Origin of the sequence: Caballeronia sp. SL2Y3 (assembly GCF_022879575.1) — a bacterium.
Classification (GTDB): Bacteria; Pseudomonadota; Gammaproteobacteria; order Burkholderiales; family Burkholderiaceae; genus Caballeronia.
On record NZ_CP084262.1, the window covers coordinates 535,214 to 548,515 of the forward strand.

Here is a 13,302-nt window from a genome sequence, read left to right on the forward strand (position 1 = left end):
TTCTAAACAATCGAGAGTGTCACGCCCGATGCTTGTTCATCGTTATGCGGGCATGTCACGGATGCGCTTCAAGCAGGCAGCGACGGTTCGCTTTCGATGCCGCTTTGCACGCGCCAGCCTTCGAGCCAGTCGACGAGCTTCGCGGGCGGCAGCGGCCGGCTCAGGTGAAAGCCTTGCGCAAGATCGCAGCCGAGCGCGCGCAGGCGCTGCATCGTCGCTTCGTTTTCGACGCCTTCGGCCACGACCTTCAGCCCCATGTTATGCCCGAGGTCGATGGTCGATCGCACGATGGTCTCGTCGTCCTTCTGATGCGTCATGTTCATGACGAACGACTTGTCGATCTTCAGTTCGTCCACCGGCATGCGCTTCAGATACGTGAGCGACGAATACCCCGTGCCGAAGTCGTCGATTGACAGACACACGCCGAGCGCATGCAGCCGGTCGAGCGTCTCGATGGCGTGGTTCGGGTCGTCCATGATCGCGCTTTCGGTAATCTCGATGCGAATCCATTGCGCCGCGACGCCATGCCGGTCGAGCAGGCTCTGGAACGTCTCCGGCAGCGTCGACTGGATCAGTTCGCGCGCGGACACGTTCACGGACACGGCCAGCTCGATACCTTGCGCCCGCCATGCCGCGCACTGCGCGATCGCCTTGTCCGCGACCCAGCGGGACACGGTCTTGATATAGCCGGTCTGCTCGGCGAACGGAATGAACTGGTCCGGCGCGATGAAACCGCGCGTCGGGTGGTCCCAACGCACGAGCGCCTCGACATATTTCACGCGATGCGTCGCCAGATCGATCTTCGGCTGATAGTAGAGCGTAAGCTGATCGTGCTCGACAGCCTGCCGCAGTTCGCTCATCAGCGATAGGCGTTCGGCGCTGTTCTCGTCGTGCCGCTCGTCGTAGAGCGCATGGCCGAGGTTCGCGCGCTTGGCCACGTACATCGCGATATCGGCGCGGCGCAAGAGCACGTTCATGTCGCTGCCGTTGTCCGGGAACGCGACAATGCCGATGCTCGCGCCCACATCGACAAGCTGCCCTTCGATCATGATCGGCTCTTCGAGCGCCCGCAGCATGCGCGCGGCAATTACGCGCGCCGCCGGCAGATCGTCGGCGGGCAAGAGCACGGCGAACTCGTCGCCGCCCAGACGCGCGACGGTATCCTCCGGACGCTGCAACGTGGCGCGCAGGCGCTTGGCGACTTCGCAGAGCAGCATGTCGCCGATCGGATGCCCGAGCGTGTCGTTCACCAGCTTGAAGCGGTCGAGGTCCATCATCATCACGGACAACGCGCGGCCTTCCGCGCGCGCCGCCTCGATCGCCTCTTGCAGCCGGTCGTTGAAGAGCGCGCGATTCGGCAGCCCGGTGAGACGGTCCATGTAGGCGAGTTCGGTGATGCGCCGCTCGCGCTCGACAATGCCTTCCTGCATCTGATTGAACGCGCTCGCCAGTTCGCCGATTTCGTCCTGATGGCGCACCTCGATCGGCGCGCTGTAATCGCCGTGGCCGACGCGCCGCGAGAACTGCGCGAGCGCCGCGAGCGGACGCGTGACCGAGCGCGCGGTCAGCATACTGCCCGCAATCGAGACGATCACGCCCAGTATCGTGATGAGCACGAGCGCGGACTGAAGCCGATGAAACGGCGCGAGTGCCTCACTGAGCGAACGCTCCAGCAACACCGCGACGGTCTGGCCTTCAGAATGCAGATGAAGCACGCGCGTCGCGTAGCCATCCTCGGCGAGTTGCGCCTGATTCTTGAGGCCCGCCCGCGCCGCTTCGGGCAGCGAGCTTGCAAGCACGCCCCAGGTGCCGCGCATGTCGACGGTGAGGAAGGACACATCGAGCGATGTCAGCGAACTCATCTCGCGGGCAAGGGCGTCGTCGATAGCGAAGCCCATCACGACCCACGCGATGACGATCGGCGCCTTCACCGGCACCGCGACGAGCTGATACGCCTTGCCGCCGATCATGCCGAAGGACGACGCATCGCCCTTTTGCGCCACCGTCTTGATGAGATGCGGAAACGGGAACGCCGCGCCCTCATGCGCCGCGCCGCCGCTGTCGGCAACGAGCGTGCCGTCGAGATCGACGAGCATCACGATATCGGCGTGAATGCGGTCGCCGTGATTCTGCAGCGCGGAAGCGACCGTCTTGCTGTCATGCGTGGCGACCGCCTCGCGAAAACCGAAGTCGGACGCCGCGACGCTCGCCGCCTGCGTCAACTGCTGGCTGTTGCCGCGCAGCACTTGCCCGAAGACGCGCTCGGCCACCGACAACTGCTCCTCGGCGTTCCGGTGCGCGTTCTTCAGAATCACCGAATTGATGACGACGTACGCTGCCGCCTGCGCGACGAGCATGAGCAACACGAACACCAGCGCGATGCGCGCCCGCAGACTGTGCAGGCGCATGCTATTCGGCGGCCTTCAGTTGCAGCGAGAACTTCGCCGTCGCGTCGGACGCCGCGCTCAACTTCTGCGTGGGCTGCGCGTTCGGATCGCTTAGGCGGAAATGCCACGCGGTCAGCTTGTACGCATCGGCGGGCAGATTGTCGATGGTGGCTGCGCCTTTCGCGTCGGTCTTCGCGAAATACGGCGTATCGACGATCAGCAGATACGCGACCATCGCATCGTGAATATTGCAGCCCATCACGACGAGGCCGGGTTTGTCGAACACGACCGGCGCGCCCGGAATGCCGTGGTACAGGTTCAATTCGAAGCGCTTGGCAGGCGAGAACGAATAGACGTCGTGCTCGATGTTGTCCTTGTTCGGAAACGTGACCGATGCGCCCGTCTGCACCACGGACACGAGCGGCACGAAGCGGCGCTTCACCTGATCGATCACGGCGCTGGCCGGCTTCGTCGCGGGCAGCTTGCCGCTCGCAGGCACCGCGTACACGATGGCGTCCGGCACGGGCGCGCCCGCCTGATCGACGACTTGCACGCGAACGCTCGCCGCGTGCGCGCAGGCCGCGAAGAGCGCCATCGCCGGCAGCAGGGAAGAGATAACGAGGCGGAGTGTCATTCGCGGTCCTGTACGTCGCGGTACATGGGCGCCAGTTTCGCGAGCAGCTTGTTCTGCGCGCGAAACGGCACGCCGTTCTTGTCCATCGCGGCCTGCAAGTCTTCGACAAGCGCGTCGAACGCGGCGCGGTCGATGTTCTGGCCTTCGTGCGTGCGCCGCATCGGACGGCCGGTGTATTCGCACGGGCCGCCCAGCAGCACGCAGAACTGCTCGACGAGCTTGGTCTTGATGCGCTTGATGGGCGCGTTCTCGAAGTAAGGCGCGGTGCGCGGATCGGCGAGCACGTTGTCGTACAGATCGTCGACGATTCGTGTGAGTCCGGCCTGCTCCCCGAACTGGCGATACAGCGTGTCGTCGGCGGCGTGAGCGGTGTTACTCAGAGCGGCGAACGCGCAGACGGCGAGCGCGGCATGGCGAAGGGTCATCATCGTTTTCATCAGAACCCCGCCTGCAAGGACACGTACGGCCCGCGCTGATTCCTGATCGTCGCGATATCGCCGAGCGCGACATACGCCGCCGTGAGGGAGATGTGCTTGTTCGGCGCCCACGCGATGAACGCGTCGTACGCGTCCTGCTCCCGCGCGAACGAGAGATTGTTCGGCTTCATGCGATATTCGCCGCCAATGGCCACGTTCTTCGTCAGCAGATACGCCACCGACGATTCGAATTCCGCGTGATACGCATTCGACTTGTCGCCGCCGAAGCCCAGCAAGCCGAACTGATTGGCCTTGGTGAAGCGCAGCGTGCCGTTGAGCAGCAGGCTTTGCGCGAGCAGCAGCTTGGTCGCCGAGAGATAGAAGTCCGTTCCTGAATTGCTCGCCGCGCCGATCGCCTTCAGCACGCCGCCCTCTTCGTTGTGCTTGAACTGCACGCCGGCCGCGATCTGCGGCAGCCACGTGTCCTGATCGAGCACGGCGTCGCCGACGAGGCGCACTTTTACGCCGAAGATGTTCTGATTGAACGTGTAGTTCTCGCCCAGGCCGAGCTTCGCGCCGGCTTCGCGCGTGTCGAACCGCTGGCGCGCGAGCGACAGTTCCACGCGGTTCGCTACGCCGACCGTCAGCCCCCACGTGCCGAGCGCGTAGTCCTGCGTGTGCAGATACGTGCCGTGAACGTTCGCGCCGAGCTGGCGCGCGGTGCCGTAGCCGCCGATGACGGCCCACGGCGCGAGGCCGCCGCCGGCCGCGCCTTCGACTTGCGATACGCCGCCTGTCAGCAGCAGCTTGCCGCCCGTGAGCGGCACGGCGGGGACGTCGGGCGAGTCTTCGGCGCGCGCTAAGGTCGAAAAGGTTCCGAGGCCGGCGCACGCGATGGCGCAGGCGAGGCCCGCAGTCTTGCGGATGAATGGCATTGCGTGGATGAGATCGTGAGACGGGTTCGTCAGAATCCCGTCTGCCGCGCGGGGAATGCCGCGTGCAAAAGCGCGGCGAGCCTCGGCGTCTGGGCGGCGCTCACCCGTGCGGGGGCGCCTTTCATCCACGTGTAAACGGCAGTGCTGGGCGAAACTTGATGGACGCGCCGCGAGGCTAGGGCTTCGGAATCCGGATACGGCTGATCATGAGCGAGCCGGAGAGCGCGTAGACGAGCACGAGCGGATGCAGCGTGAAGCCCGCAATGCGCCATTCGCCGAACCACATGTGCGGCCCGAGCGCGCCGAACCACGCGGCCACCGCGAGCATCAGCACGATGGCGAACGATGTCGGGATAGGCGTGCCCTCGAAATGCGTGACCTTGCCGGTGCCGGCCGACATTTCCTCCGTGGTCACGTTGTAGCGCGCGAGCCGCGACACGCCGCAGGCGACGAAGTACGCCAGCACCACGCGGTCGTACAGGCCGCGCATGCCGAACCCATAGCCGATGATGGCGGGCGCGACGCCGAACGAGATCACGTCCGCGAGCGAATCCAGTTCCTTGCCGAGCAGCGACGCCTTCTGACGCCAGCGCGCGATGCGGCCGTCGAGCACGTCGAACACGAGCGCCGCGAACACCAGCGCGCACGCAAGATAGATATGGAAGACCTCCGCGTCGTCGATATAGCTCATCGTCGAGAAGAGCGCGCCCGTGCCGCAGATCGCGTTGCCCAGCGTGAACCAGTCGGCCAGGTGGAAATCCCGGATCATCGAAAAACGTTTCATGCCTTTTTGTCTTTGCTGTGTGTCGGTCATTTGCGTCGCGTGCTGAGAGCCTCGGAGTCGGGTCAAGTCTATCATCGCGCCCTCTTTCGGACGGGCCGGAGCAAACTTGAACGTGAACGTACAGGTTTGCGCTATACTCGCGGCAAGTCACCATTACGGGCGCTCGCCGCCATGTCTTCCAGCAAACCCGCGCTGCTCACCATTCGCGACGCCGCCGAGCGTCTGAACGTCACGCCTCGCACGCTCAAGTACTACGAGGAACGCGGCCTCGTCGCGCCGAGCCGCAGCGTTGGGCGCTACCGGCTCTACAGCGAGCAGGACCTCGAACGGTTCGCGCGCATCTTGCGGCTGCGCGCGCTTGGCTTTTCGCTGCAAGGCATCGTCGAATTGCTGAAGCGGCCGGTCGAGCCCATCGGCGACGGACGCAAAGGCTATTCCAGCGAATCGCTGCGCGAGATTGAAGCGGCGCTCGCGCAGCAGGTGGACGCGCTCGACGCGCGCATCGCCGGGGTCCGGCGCGAGCTGAAAGAGGCGCAGGCCGTGCGCGCCGAACTGAGCGACGACCTCGACTACATCCGGCGGCGCATCGCTGGGGAAAAGCAGGAAACGCTCTTTCAGGAACGGCTGGCCGCGCGGCAGCGGCGCAAAGCCCAGGGCAGCGAGGACGCAGACGAATGACCGCCGTGCCGCTCGCGCGAAGCTCGTTCGCGTCGCGCCTCCTCGACGACGCCTTCCCGTGGGCCGTCGCGCTCGCCACCGGCCTCGACTACTTCGACAACGCGGTCTTCTCCTTCTTCACGAGCTATATCGCAGGCGGCATCAACGCATCGGCGGACGAGCTCGTGTGGGCATCGAGCGCGTATGCCGTCGCCTCGGTGCTCGGCATTCTCCAGCAGCAATGGTGGATCGAGCGGCTCGGCTACCGGCGCTACGTCGGCGGATGCCTGCTGCTGTTCGCGGCGGGCGCGGTGGCGGCGGCCGCGTCGGAATCGTCGCTGGAACTGGCGTTCGCGCGTGGATTTCAGGGCTACTTCATCGGCCCGATGATGAGCGCGTGCCGCATCCTCATCCAGACGCAGATCGCGCCGCGACGGCGAGCGACTGCCGTGCGTTATTTCCTGCTCATGATTCTGCTCGGCAGCGGGCTCGCGCCGCTGATCGGCGGCTATTTCGTCGCGTGGCTCGGCTGGCGCGCGCTCTTCGCATGCGGCGCGGCGGGCGGCGTCGCGATGGGCGTGTTCGCGCTGCTCGCGGTTCCGCATACCGGCCACGTGGAGCGCGAGCAGCGCGGCGAGGCGCACTTCTGGCCGTACATCATCTTCGCGTTCGCGCAGGGCGCGTTGCAGATCGTGATGCAGCAAGTGCGCTTCGAGCTCTTCAGCACGTCGCCCGAACTCATCGTGCTGACGGTCGCCGGCGTGCTGTCGCTCGGCTGGTTCGCGTGGCATCAGTGGCATCATCCGCAGCCGCTGCTTCGGCTGCATGCGCTGCGGGAAAAGTCTTTTCGCGCGGGCATCACGCTGTACATCGCGTTCTATTACGTCAGCAACGCGATGAGTTATCTCGTCTCGCGCTTTCTCGAAGGCGGCCTGCGCTATCCGGTGGAAAACGCGGGGCGGCTCGTCGGGCTTTCGTCGCTGGTCTCGGTCGTGATGGCGTTCGTCTACTTCCGGCTCTCGGCACGCATCAAGCACAAGAAATGGATGATCGTGCCGGGCTTTCTGCTGGCCGCGTTCGTCGGCTTGTGGATGTCGAGCATGCCGCCCGATGTCAGCATGCAGTGGCTCGTCGCGCCGCTCGTGCTGCGCGGCCTGTTGCTGCTGTTCATCGCGCTGCCGGTGGCGAACGTGACGTTTCGCCTCTTCGCGATCGAGGAGTTCAACCACGGTTACCGCTTCAAGAATATCGTCAAGCAACTGACGTATTCGTTCTCGACCGCGACCATGATTATTCTGGAGCAGCATCGCATGGCCGTGCACGAGTCGCGGCTCGCGGAATCGGTGAGCGCGTTCAATCCGCAGTTCCAGAACACATACGATAAATTGACCGGCGGATTCGAGGCGCTCGGCTACGGCGCGGCGCAGGCGAAGAGCCTGGCGCTCGCGGAAGTGGGACGCATCGTCACGCAACAGGCGAGCTTTCTGAGTTCGCTCGATGGCTTCTACTTTCTGATCGGCGTTGCGCTCTGCGCGAGCGTGGTCGCGGTGTGGCAAAAACAGATCGACTGATCCGCCGCATCGCCTATTCGGTCGCCTCGCCTGCTCGGAACACGCGCGCGCCGGCGACGGCATCCGGCGGCATCATCCGCGTATTGATGCCCATGACGGGGCGATTCACGTCCACGGCGCGCCAGTGCGTGAGGCACCCGCACTGTGCGCAGCGATGAAACTCCAGCCGGCGCGGGCCCCACATGTAGATGTCGGTCGGGCCGCAATCGGGCGCGAAGCGAACAGCCGGCAACGCGTAGTACGCCCATCGCGCGCCGTAGCGGCGGCAGAGCGAACATTCGCATGCATTGATTTCGGCGGGCGGTGCGTCGAGCGTGAAGCGAATGGCGCCGCAATGACAGGAAGCGTCGATCATGGCATTGGCGCAGCGGTTCGGAGTTGCGCTTCGATCGCAGCTTTGTCGATCACGGACCACACCTGCGCGATCTTGCCCTTGCGGAACTCGTAGAACACGTTCTCCGCGAAGGACACGCGTCTGCCCGTCGATGCGCAGGCCCATGAAGTCCTGCTTCGGCGTGCAGTCGAACCACAAGCGGCTCGCGACGAAAGGCGGATCGGCGGCGAGCAGGCGGATATCGAAGCGAAGATCCGGGATCTGCGCGAAGTCGCGTTCGAGCATCGCCCGATAGCCGGCGAGCCCGATGCACTGGCCGTTGTGGATCACGTCATCGTGGACGAACGCGCCGAGCATCGGCCAGTTCTGCTCGTTCAGACACGCGATGTAGTCGCGGTATATCTCTGCCAGCCCGATGCGTTCTGTTTGCATGGCAAGCCTCATCGCGGTGATGAAACGCGCGCACCGCTTCGATTGGCTGAAGCGGTGCGCGGACACGTCGCGTTTAGCCTTCGATCTTCGACATGACGGCCGTCGTGGGATCGTAGCGATAGCCCTTCTGCGCAAGCTGCTGCGCGATCTTTTCGCCGATCACCTTCTGCTGCGCCTCGCGGAACACGAGTTCGTGATCCGGCTTCAGACGCTCCAGTTCCGTCGAGAGCCGCCGCAACAGCGCGACCTCGCCGGTGCTGCGTGCGTCGATGAAAAGGATCTTCTCGTTCGCCACGTCGAGCCGCTGCTTCAGGTCGCGCGCATACGTGACCCATTGCTCCGCGTTGCTGCGAAGCTCGTCGTAGGCCTTCGAATGCGTCTGCGCCTGCGCCGAGATGCGGCGCTGCAATGCCGCGATTTCCTCTTCCTTGGCCGCGCCCGCCGTCTGCAACGCGATCTTGTGGTCGCGCAGTTCGTCGCGCATGGCGGCCTCGCTCTTCTCGCGCTCGGCAAGCTGCTGCGTGAGCGTTGCGGCCTGCTGCTGCGCTTCGTCGGCGCGGGCGACCGCGGCGGCGGCTTCCTGCGTCACGCGCGCCAGTTCGCTTTGCGCGACGTGCTTCTCCTGCGTGATCTCGTCGATGCGGGCGCGTGCTTCGTCCAGTTCGCGCGTGGCCTGCTGCAATGCTTCCTGCGCCGTGGATGCCTGCGCGCTGTGCGCCGCGCTCGTCTCGCGCTCCCTCGACAAGTCCGACTCCAGCGCCGCGATGCGCGCGTGGCTGTCGCTGATCTGGGCGCGCGCTTCGTCCAGTTCGCGCGTGGCCTGCTGCAACGCCTCCTGCGCCGTGGATGCCTGCGCGCTGTGCGCCGCGCTCGTCTCGCGCTCTCTCGACAGGTCCGACTCCAGCGCCGCGATGCGCGCATGGCTGTCGTTGATCTGGGCGCGTGCTTCGTCGAGTTCGCGCGTGGCGTGCTGCAATGCTTCCTGCGCCGTCGATGCCGCTGCGCCGTGCTGCGCGCTCGCCTGGCGCTCTGCGATCAGTTCGGACTCCAGCGCCGCGATGCGGCTCTGGCTCTCGTCGATCCTGGCGCGAGCTTCGTCCAGTTCGCGCGTGGCGTGCTGCAACGCTTCGTGCGCGGCCGATGCCGCCGCGTTTGCCTCGCGCTGTGCCGCGAGTTCCGACTCCAGCGCCGACATGCGCGTCTCGCTCTCGTCGATCTTCGCGCGGGCTTCGTCGAGCTCACGCGTCGCGCGCTGCAATGCTTCGTCGCGGGCGGAGGCTTCTGCTTCTCGCGCCGCGCCGGCTTCGCGTTCGCTGGCAAGCGCGTGACGCGCCGCGTCCAGTTCCGCCTCGAGCGTCGCGATGCGCGCGGCGCTTTCGTTAGCCTGCGCGGTCGCGGTCTCGGCGCGCGCCGACGCCGTGCTCGCTTCCTGCGACAGACGCTCCACTTCCTGCGCGCTCGCCGCGTGATGCTGCCGCGCTTCGTCGCGCTCTTGGGCGATACGCGCGAACTCCTCGTTCTTGCTCGCGAGATCGGCGCTCGCGGCTTCGCGCGCCTTGCGCTCCTCGTCGAGCGACAGTCGCGCCGCGCTCAGTTCGGCGTCCTGCGCGGAGACGCGCTGCGCGAGCTCGCCGACGCGCGCTTCGGCGGCCTCGGCGCGCTCGTTCGCGGCGTTCTGTTGATTCTGCAGACGCGCGACCGCTTCTTCCGATGCGCGCAGCGCGTGCATCAACTCTTCCAGTTGCCGGCGACTGTTCGCCGCATCGCCCTCGGTCTGCTGGTAGACGGCGAGCGCCTCGTCGCGCTCCGCGAGCGCCGTCTGAAGCCGTTGCCCGAGCAGGTCGGCGCGATGCGCGCCCGCGCTGTGCGCCTCGTCCCACGACGCCTTTCTCAGCCGATGCGCCGCGCTCATCAGCGCGTCGGCCAGCTCCTGCGGCATCTCGGCCGAAGGCTGCGCCGCCGGCGGCGCGGGCTGCCGGGCGTCGCGCCAGCGTTCGAGCGCGGCGGCAATGGATACGATCGAACCGCGACGCAGTTCCGACCAGACCGTCACGGGCGATACCGGACGACCGGCGTCGGTCAGGCGTTGAACGGTCGAGAAAATCTCTTCATCGGTGATGTTGTCTGCTTCTGTGAACATAGGCGCCTCGAATTACAGGCATCGGGCAACGACTTGCCAGACGAAAGATAGGATTATCCAACAACTTGGCGCTCGCGCCCCGCTTTCGTCGGATGAAGCATCGCTTCAATCCGGTTCCTGCGTGAGAAGGCGCGACCGCGCGGCCTGAATCGACTGATGCAGCTTCGCTTCGAGCGTTTCGCGCGGCGGCAGCACCGTCAGATATTCCGCGACGTGGATGCCGCTTTTGTTCAGTTCCAGCAGCTCGATCTGCTCCTGCTTTTTGCCCGCGCACAGAATGATGCCGAGCGGCGGCAGCTCGTCCGGCTCCTGTTCGTGCTTCGCGAGCCAGCGCAAATAGAGTTCCATCTGGCTCTTGTATTCCGCCTTGAACGCGCCGAGCTTCAGTTCGATCGCGACGAGGCGCTTGAGTTTGCGGTTGTAGAACAGCAGGTCGATGTAGAAATCGTCTTCGTCGATCTGTAGACGCTTCTGACGCGCGACGAACGTGAAGCCCGCGCCGAGTTCCAGAAGGAACTGCTCCATCTCGCGGAGAATCGCGTCTTCGAGGTCTTTTTCGAGGTAATGGTCGTTCAGCCCGAGGAAATCGAGCACGTACGGGTCTTTGAGTAGCGCCGCCGGTTCCATGCGCCCTTCGTCGCGCATCACGGCAATGTCATGCGCAATGGCGGATTCGGGCTGGCGCGAAATGGCGCTGCGCTCGAACAGCATCGAATTGATGCGTTCCTGCATTTGCCGCGACGACCACCGCTCGACCCGCGCAAGCTCGATGTAGAAATCGCGCTTGAGCGGATCGTCGATATAAATCAGCGTCTTGAGATGCGTCCAGCTCAATTGTCTCCGCACTGCGGAGACACTTTGCTCGTCCGGGAAAATCTCCGCGAGCCGCATGCAGTGCCGCAGTTGCTTCTCGCTCCAGCCGCGTCCGTAGCGGGCGCCGAGCTCGCGCGCGAGCGTCGCGACCACCTGCCGGCCATATTCGGCGCGCGTTCCGCGCAGCACTTCGGTGCGCACCCGATTGCCGATCTGCCAGTAGAGCAGCGTGAGTTCGGCGTTGACGACGGCCGCCGCGCGCTCGCGGGCGGCATCGATCAGCCGGCGGACTTCGTCGAAAAGCGAAGAAGGAATCAGGTCGCTCATAGGGTGAGGGTCGGAATCGGCGGTCTGGCGCGGCGCCGCGCTGGCCGATTGTCTCTGCGGCGCGGAGACAATCCGGCTGCGCGCAGTGCCGATCGTAGCGCAAGCCGCGCCACGCGGCTCGCGCCCCTCAAAAGCCCGCCGACGCTCCCGGCGCCGAGCCGATGTCGCGCCACGACGAGCGCGTCGTGCCGCCGCCGGCCGCGCGGTTCAGAATGGCGCGCGTGCCCGGCGTGACCGGCATGGCTGCCAACTGCGAAAGCTCGACCCAGCGCACTTCGTCGATGCCCGCGCGATAGTTCGCATGCGGACGCGCATCGGCCGGAATCGCCACGCGATAAACGTGATGCACGTGGTGCGCCGACACGTGCTGCCACAGAAACGCCGCTGCGCTTGCCTCCGCGCCGGTCTCCTCGTAAAGCTCCCTGATGGCCGCGCTCATCGCCAGCTCGCCGTGACCGACTTCGCCGCCCGGCAGAAACCACGGACCGCCCCGTTCCTTCACCAGCAGCACTGCATGTTGGCGAACCAGCAACACCGTCGCCCGAACCTTCATGTCCCCATCTCCCGATGAATGCCGCGTCGCCCCGTTCGCGCGGCTGCCTCGCCAGCGTTGCGGCCGCTGACGGTCATTTCGTTGTAACGCATAACCGCCGCGCGGCGCAATCGGTTACACCGCTTTTTTCGGCACCTGTTTAACCAAATCGAGCGGCTATCGACCGGAAAAAGCGCTCATGCGACAACGCTCGCCGCATCCAGATACGGCGTCACGTTGGCCATCGCCCGATCCACGTAGGCGTCCTTTTCGCCCACCGGGGCGACATAGTGAAGCGCGTCCTGCGCCGCATCGACGCCCGCGAGCCGCGCAATGACCCACGCCGCCAGATACTGGGACGCGAGACAGCCGCCCGCCGTCGCGACGTTTCCCCGCGCGAAGAACGGCTGTTCGAGGATCGCGACGCCGGCTTCCTGCACCCACGGCTTCGTCGTGAGATCGGTGCAGGCGGGGACGCCTTGCAGCAAGCCGAGCTTCGCGAGCACGAGCGTGCCCGAGCACTGCGCGCCGACGAGCTGGCGCGCGGGATCGAGCGCGAGCCGCGACATCAGGCTCGCGTCGGCGACGACTTCGCGCGTCAGCATGCCGCTGCCCACGATAACCGCATCGGCAGCCGCCGCGTCTTCCAACGATGCCTGCGCCTTCAGCACGACGCCGTTCATCGAGCGCACTTCGGCCGACGGGCTTGCAATCGACACCTTCCAGTCCGGCCTCTTGATCCGATTCAGAATGCCGAGCGCGACGAGCGAGTCAAGTTCGTTGAAGCCTTCGAAGGTGAGAATGGCGATGTGCATGGCGGCTGAGGGAATCGGCGTTAGGGATCGGCGTTAGGGACCGGCGTTAGGGACCGGCGTTAGGGGCCGGCGTTAGGGATTTCGCATACTAAAGCCACGAGCGAACGCGGGCAACCGGGACATCCCAGCGCCGGTGCGTCTTATTAGTACTTCGAGCCTTCGCGCGAACGCCCATTCTTCCGACGAAGCTTTCGCATCATCGTTCTTTTAAGCATTCAAAACAAACGCCACTCGTCGGGAAATAGCCGACTCGATTAATACGCGAGTCATAAACACGCGCGATTCACGTTCGATTCATTAGATGGATATGCACGTCGGTATAAACACCGACGCAAACTCTCTTGCTTTAGCAACCCGAATTAACTAGACGCGAGCGTTCTCAAATAATCCTCAGGCGATTTGATTCGCTATCCGATATACCCGCAGGCCGGAGTGTGGGGTTCCGCGCATACCCGTGAAATGCAGACTGATACGGTTGCGTCACGCGCAATTTGTCTCACGCGCACACAGAACAATCATTTGCTT

The 13,302-nt window shown here is 65.0% G+C and carries 12 protein-coding genes and 1 pseudogene; 2 read left to right on the top strand and 11 right to left on the bottom strand.

Annotated elements, in window-relative coordinates:
• Positions 1–68: 68 nt before the first annotated feature.
• The 5 genes from LDZ26_RS21345 to pssA all read right to left on the bottom strand — a co-directional run bounded on the left by LDZ26_RS21345 (position 69) and on the right by pssA (position 5,156).
• Positions 69–2,408, bottom strand: a complete 2,340-nt coding sequence (locus LDZ26_RS21345; RefSeq protein ID WP_244850621.1) for a bifunctional diguanylate cyclase/phosphodiesterase — start codon at positions 2,406–2,408, stop codon at positions 69–71.
• A gap of 1 nt (position 2,409) precedes the next feature.
• Positions 2,410–3,021, bottom strand: coding sequence for a methylamine utilization protein (locus LDZ26_RS21350; RefSeq protein WP_244850623.1), 612 nt, complete (start codon positions 3,019–3,021; stop codon positions 2,410–2,412).
• On the bottom strand, positions 3,018–3,458 hold the full coding sequence (locus tag LDZ26_RS21355; protein WP_244850632.1) for a group 1 truncated hemoglobin: 441 nt from the start codon (positions 3,456–3,458) through the stop codon (positions 3,018–3,020). Before LDZ26_RS21355 ends, LDZ26_RS21350 begins: the two co-directional genes overlap by 4 nt.
• Positions 3,458–4,372 carry a DUF3034 family protein gene (locus LDZ26_RS21360; RefSeq protein WP_244850634.1) on the bottom strand — a complete coding sequence of 305 codons (915 nt, stop codon included), beginning with the start codon at positions 4,370–4,372 and terminating at the stop codon, positions 3,458–3,460. The genes LDZ26_RS21355 and LDZ26_RS21360 overlap by 1 nt, the downstream gene beginning before the upstream one ends.
• A 175-nt stretch (positions 4,373–4,547) precedes the next feature.
• Positions 4,548–5,156: a CDP-diacylglycerol--serine O-phosphatidyltransferase gene (gene pssA / locus LDZ26_RS21365; RefSeq protein ID WP_244850636.1), complete on the bottom strand. Its 609-nt coding sequence runs from the start codon at positions 5,154–5,156 to the stop codon at positions 4,548–4,550.
• 171 nt (positions 5,157–5,327) lie between these two features.
• Here pssA and LDZ26_RS21370 point away from each other — a divergent pair, with 171 nt between their 5' ends.
• Positions 5,328–5,834 (top strand): MerR family transcriptional regulator, encoded by a 507-nt coding sequence (locus tag LDZ26_RS21370; protein ID WP_244850638.1) that lies wholly within the window; start codon positions 5,328–5,330, stop codon positions 5,832–5,834.
• Positions 5,831–7,384, top strand: coding sequence for an MFS transporter (locus LDZ26_RS21375; protein ID WP_244850640.1), 1,554 nt, complete (start codon positions 5,831–5,833; stop codon positions 7,382–7,384). Before LDZ26_RS21370 ends, LDZ26_RS21375 begins: the two co-directional genes overlap by 4 nt.
• 13 nt (positions 7,385–7,397) lie before the next feature.
• Here the strand turns inward: LDZ26_RS21375 and LDZ26_RS21380 are convergent, their stop codons facing one another.
• The 6 genes and pseudogenes from LDZ26_RS21380 to LDZ26_RS21405 all read right to left on the bottom strand — a co-directional run bounded on the left by LDZ26_RS21380 (position 7,398) and on the right by LDZ26_RS21405 (position 12,777).
• Positions 7,398–7,739 carry a GFA family protein gene (locus LDZ26_RS21380; protein WP_244850641.1) on the bottom strand — a complete coding sequence of 114 codons (342 nt, stop codon included), beginning with the start codon at positions 7,737–7,739 and terminating at the stop codon, positions 7,398–7,400.
• A pseudogene (locus LDZ26_RS21385) lies at positions 7,736–8,150 on the bottom strand (ester cyclase). The gene LDZ26_RS21380 and the pseudogene LDZ26_RS21385 overlap by 4 nt, the downstream one beginning before the upstream one ends.
• 73 nt (positions 8,151–8,223) lie before the next feature.
• The gene (locus tag LDZ26_RS21390) at positions 8,224–10,290 is read right to left on the bottom strand and encodes a DNA-binding protein (RefSeq protein WP_244850643.1); all 2,067 of its coding nucleotides are present in this window, start codon (positions 10,288–10,290) and stop codon (positions 8,224–8,226) included.
• A gap of 105 nt (positions 10,291–10,395) precedes the next feature.
• Complete coding sequence (locus LDZ26_RS21395) at positions 10,396–11,430, bottom strand: YhcG family protein (protein ID WP_244850648.1); 1,035 nt, start codon at positions 11,428–11,430, stop codon at positions 10,396–10,398.
• Between the two features lie 127 nt (positions 11,431–11,557).
• Positions 11,558–11,983, bottom strand: a complete 426-nt coding sequence (locus LDZ26_RS21400; RefSeq protein WP_244850649.1) for an NUDIX domain-containing protein — start codon at positions 11,981–11,983, stop codon at positions 11,558–11,560.
• Positions 11,984–12,159: 176 nt separating this feature from the next.
• Positions 12,160–12,777: a DJ-1/PfpI family protein gene (locus LDZ26_RS21405; protein ID WP_244850650.1), complete on the bottom strand. Its 618-nt coding sequence runs from the start codon at positions 12,775–12,777 to the stop codon at positions 12,160–12,162.
• Positions 12,778–13,302: the final 525 nt, after the last annotated feature.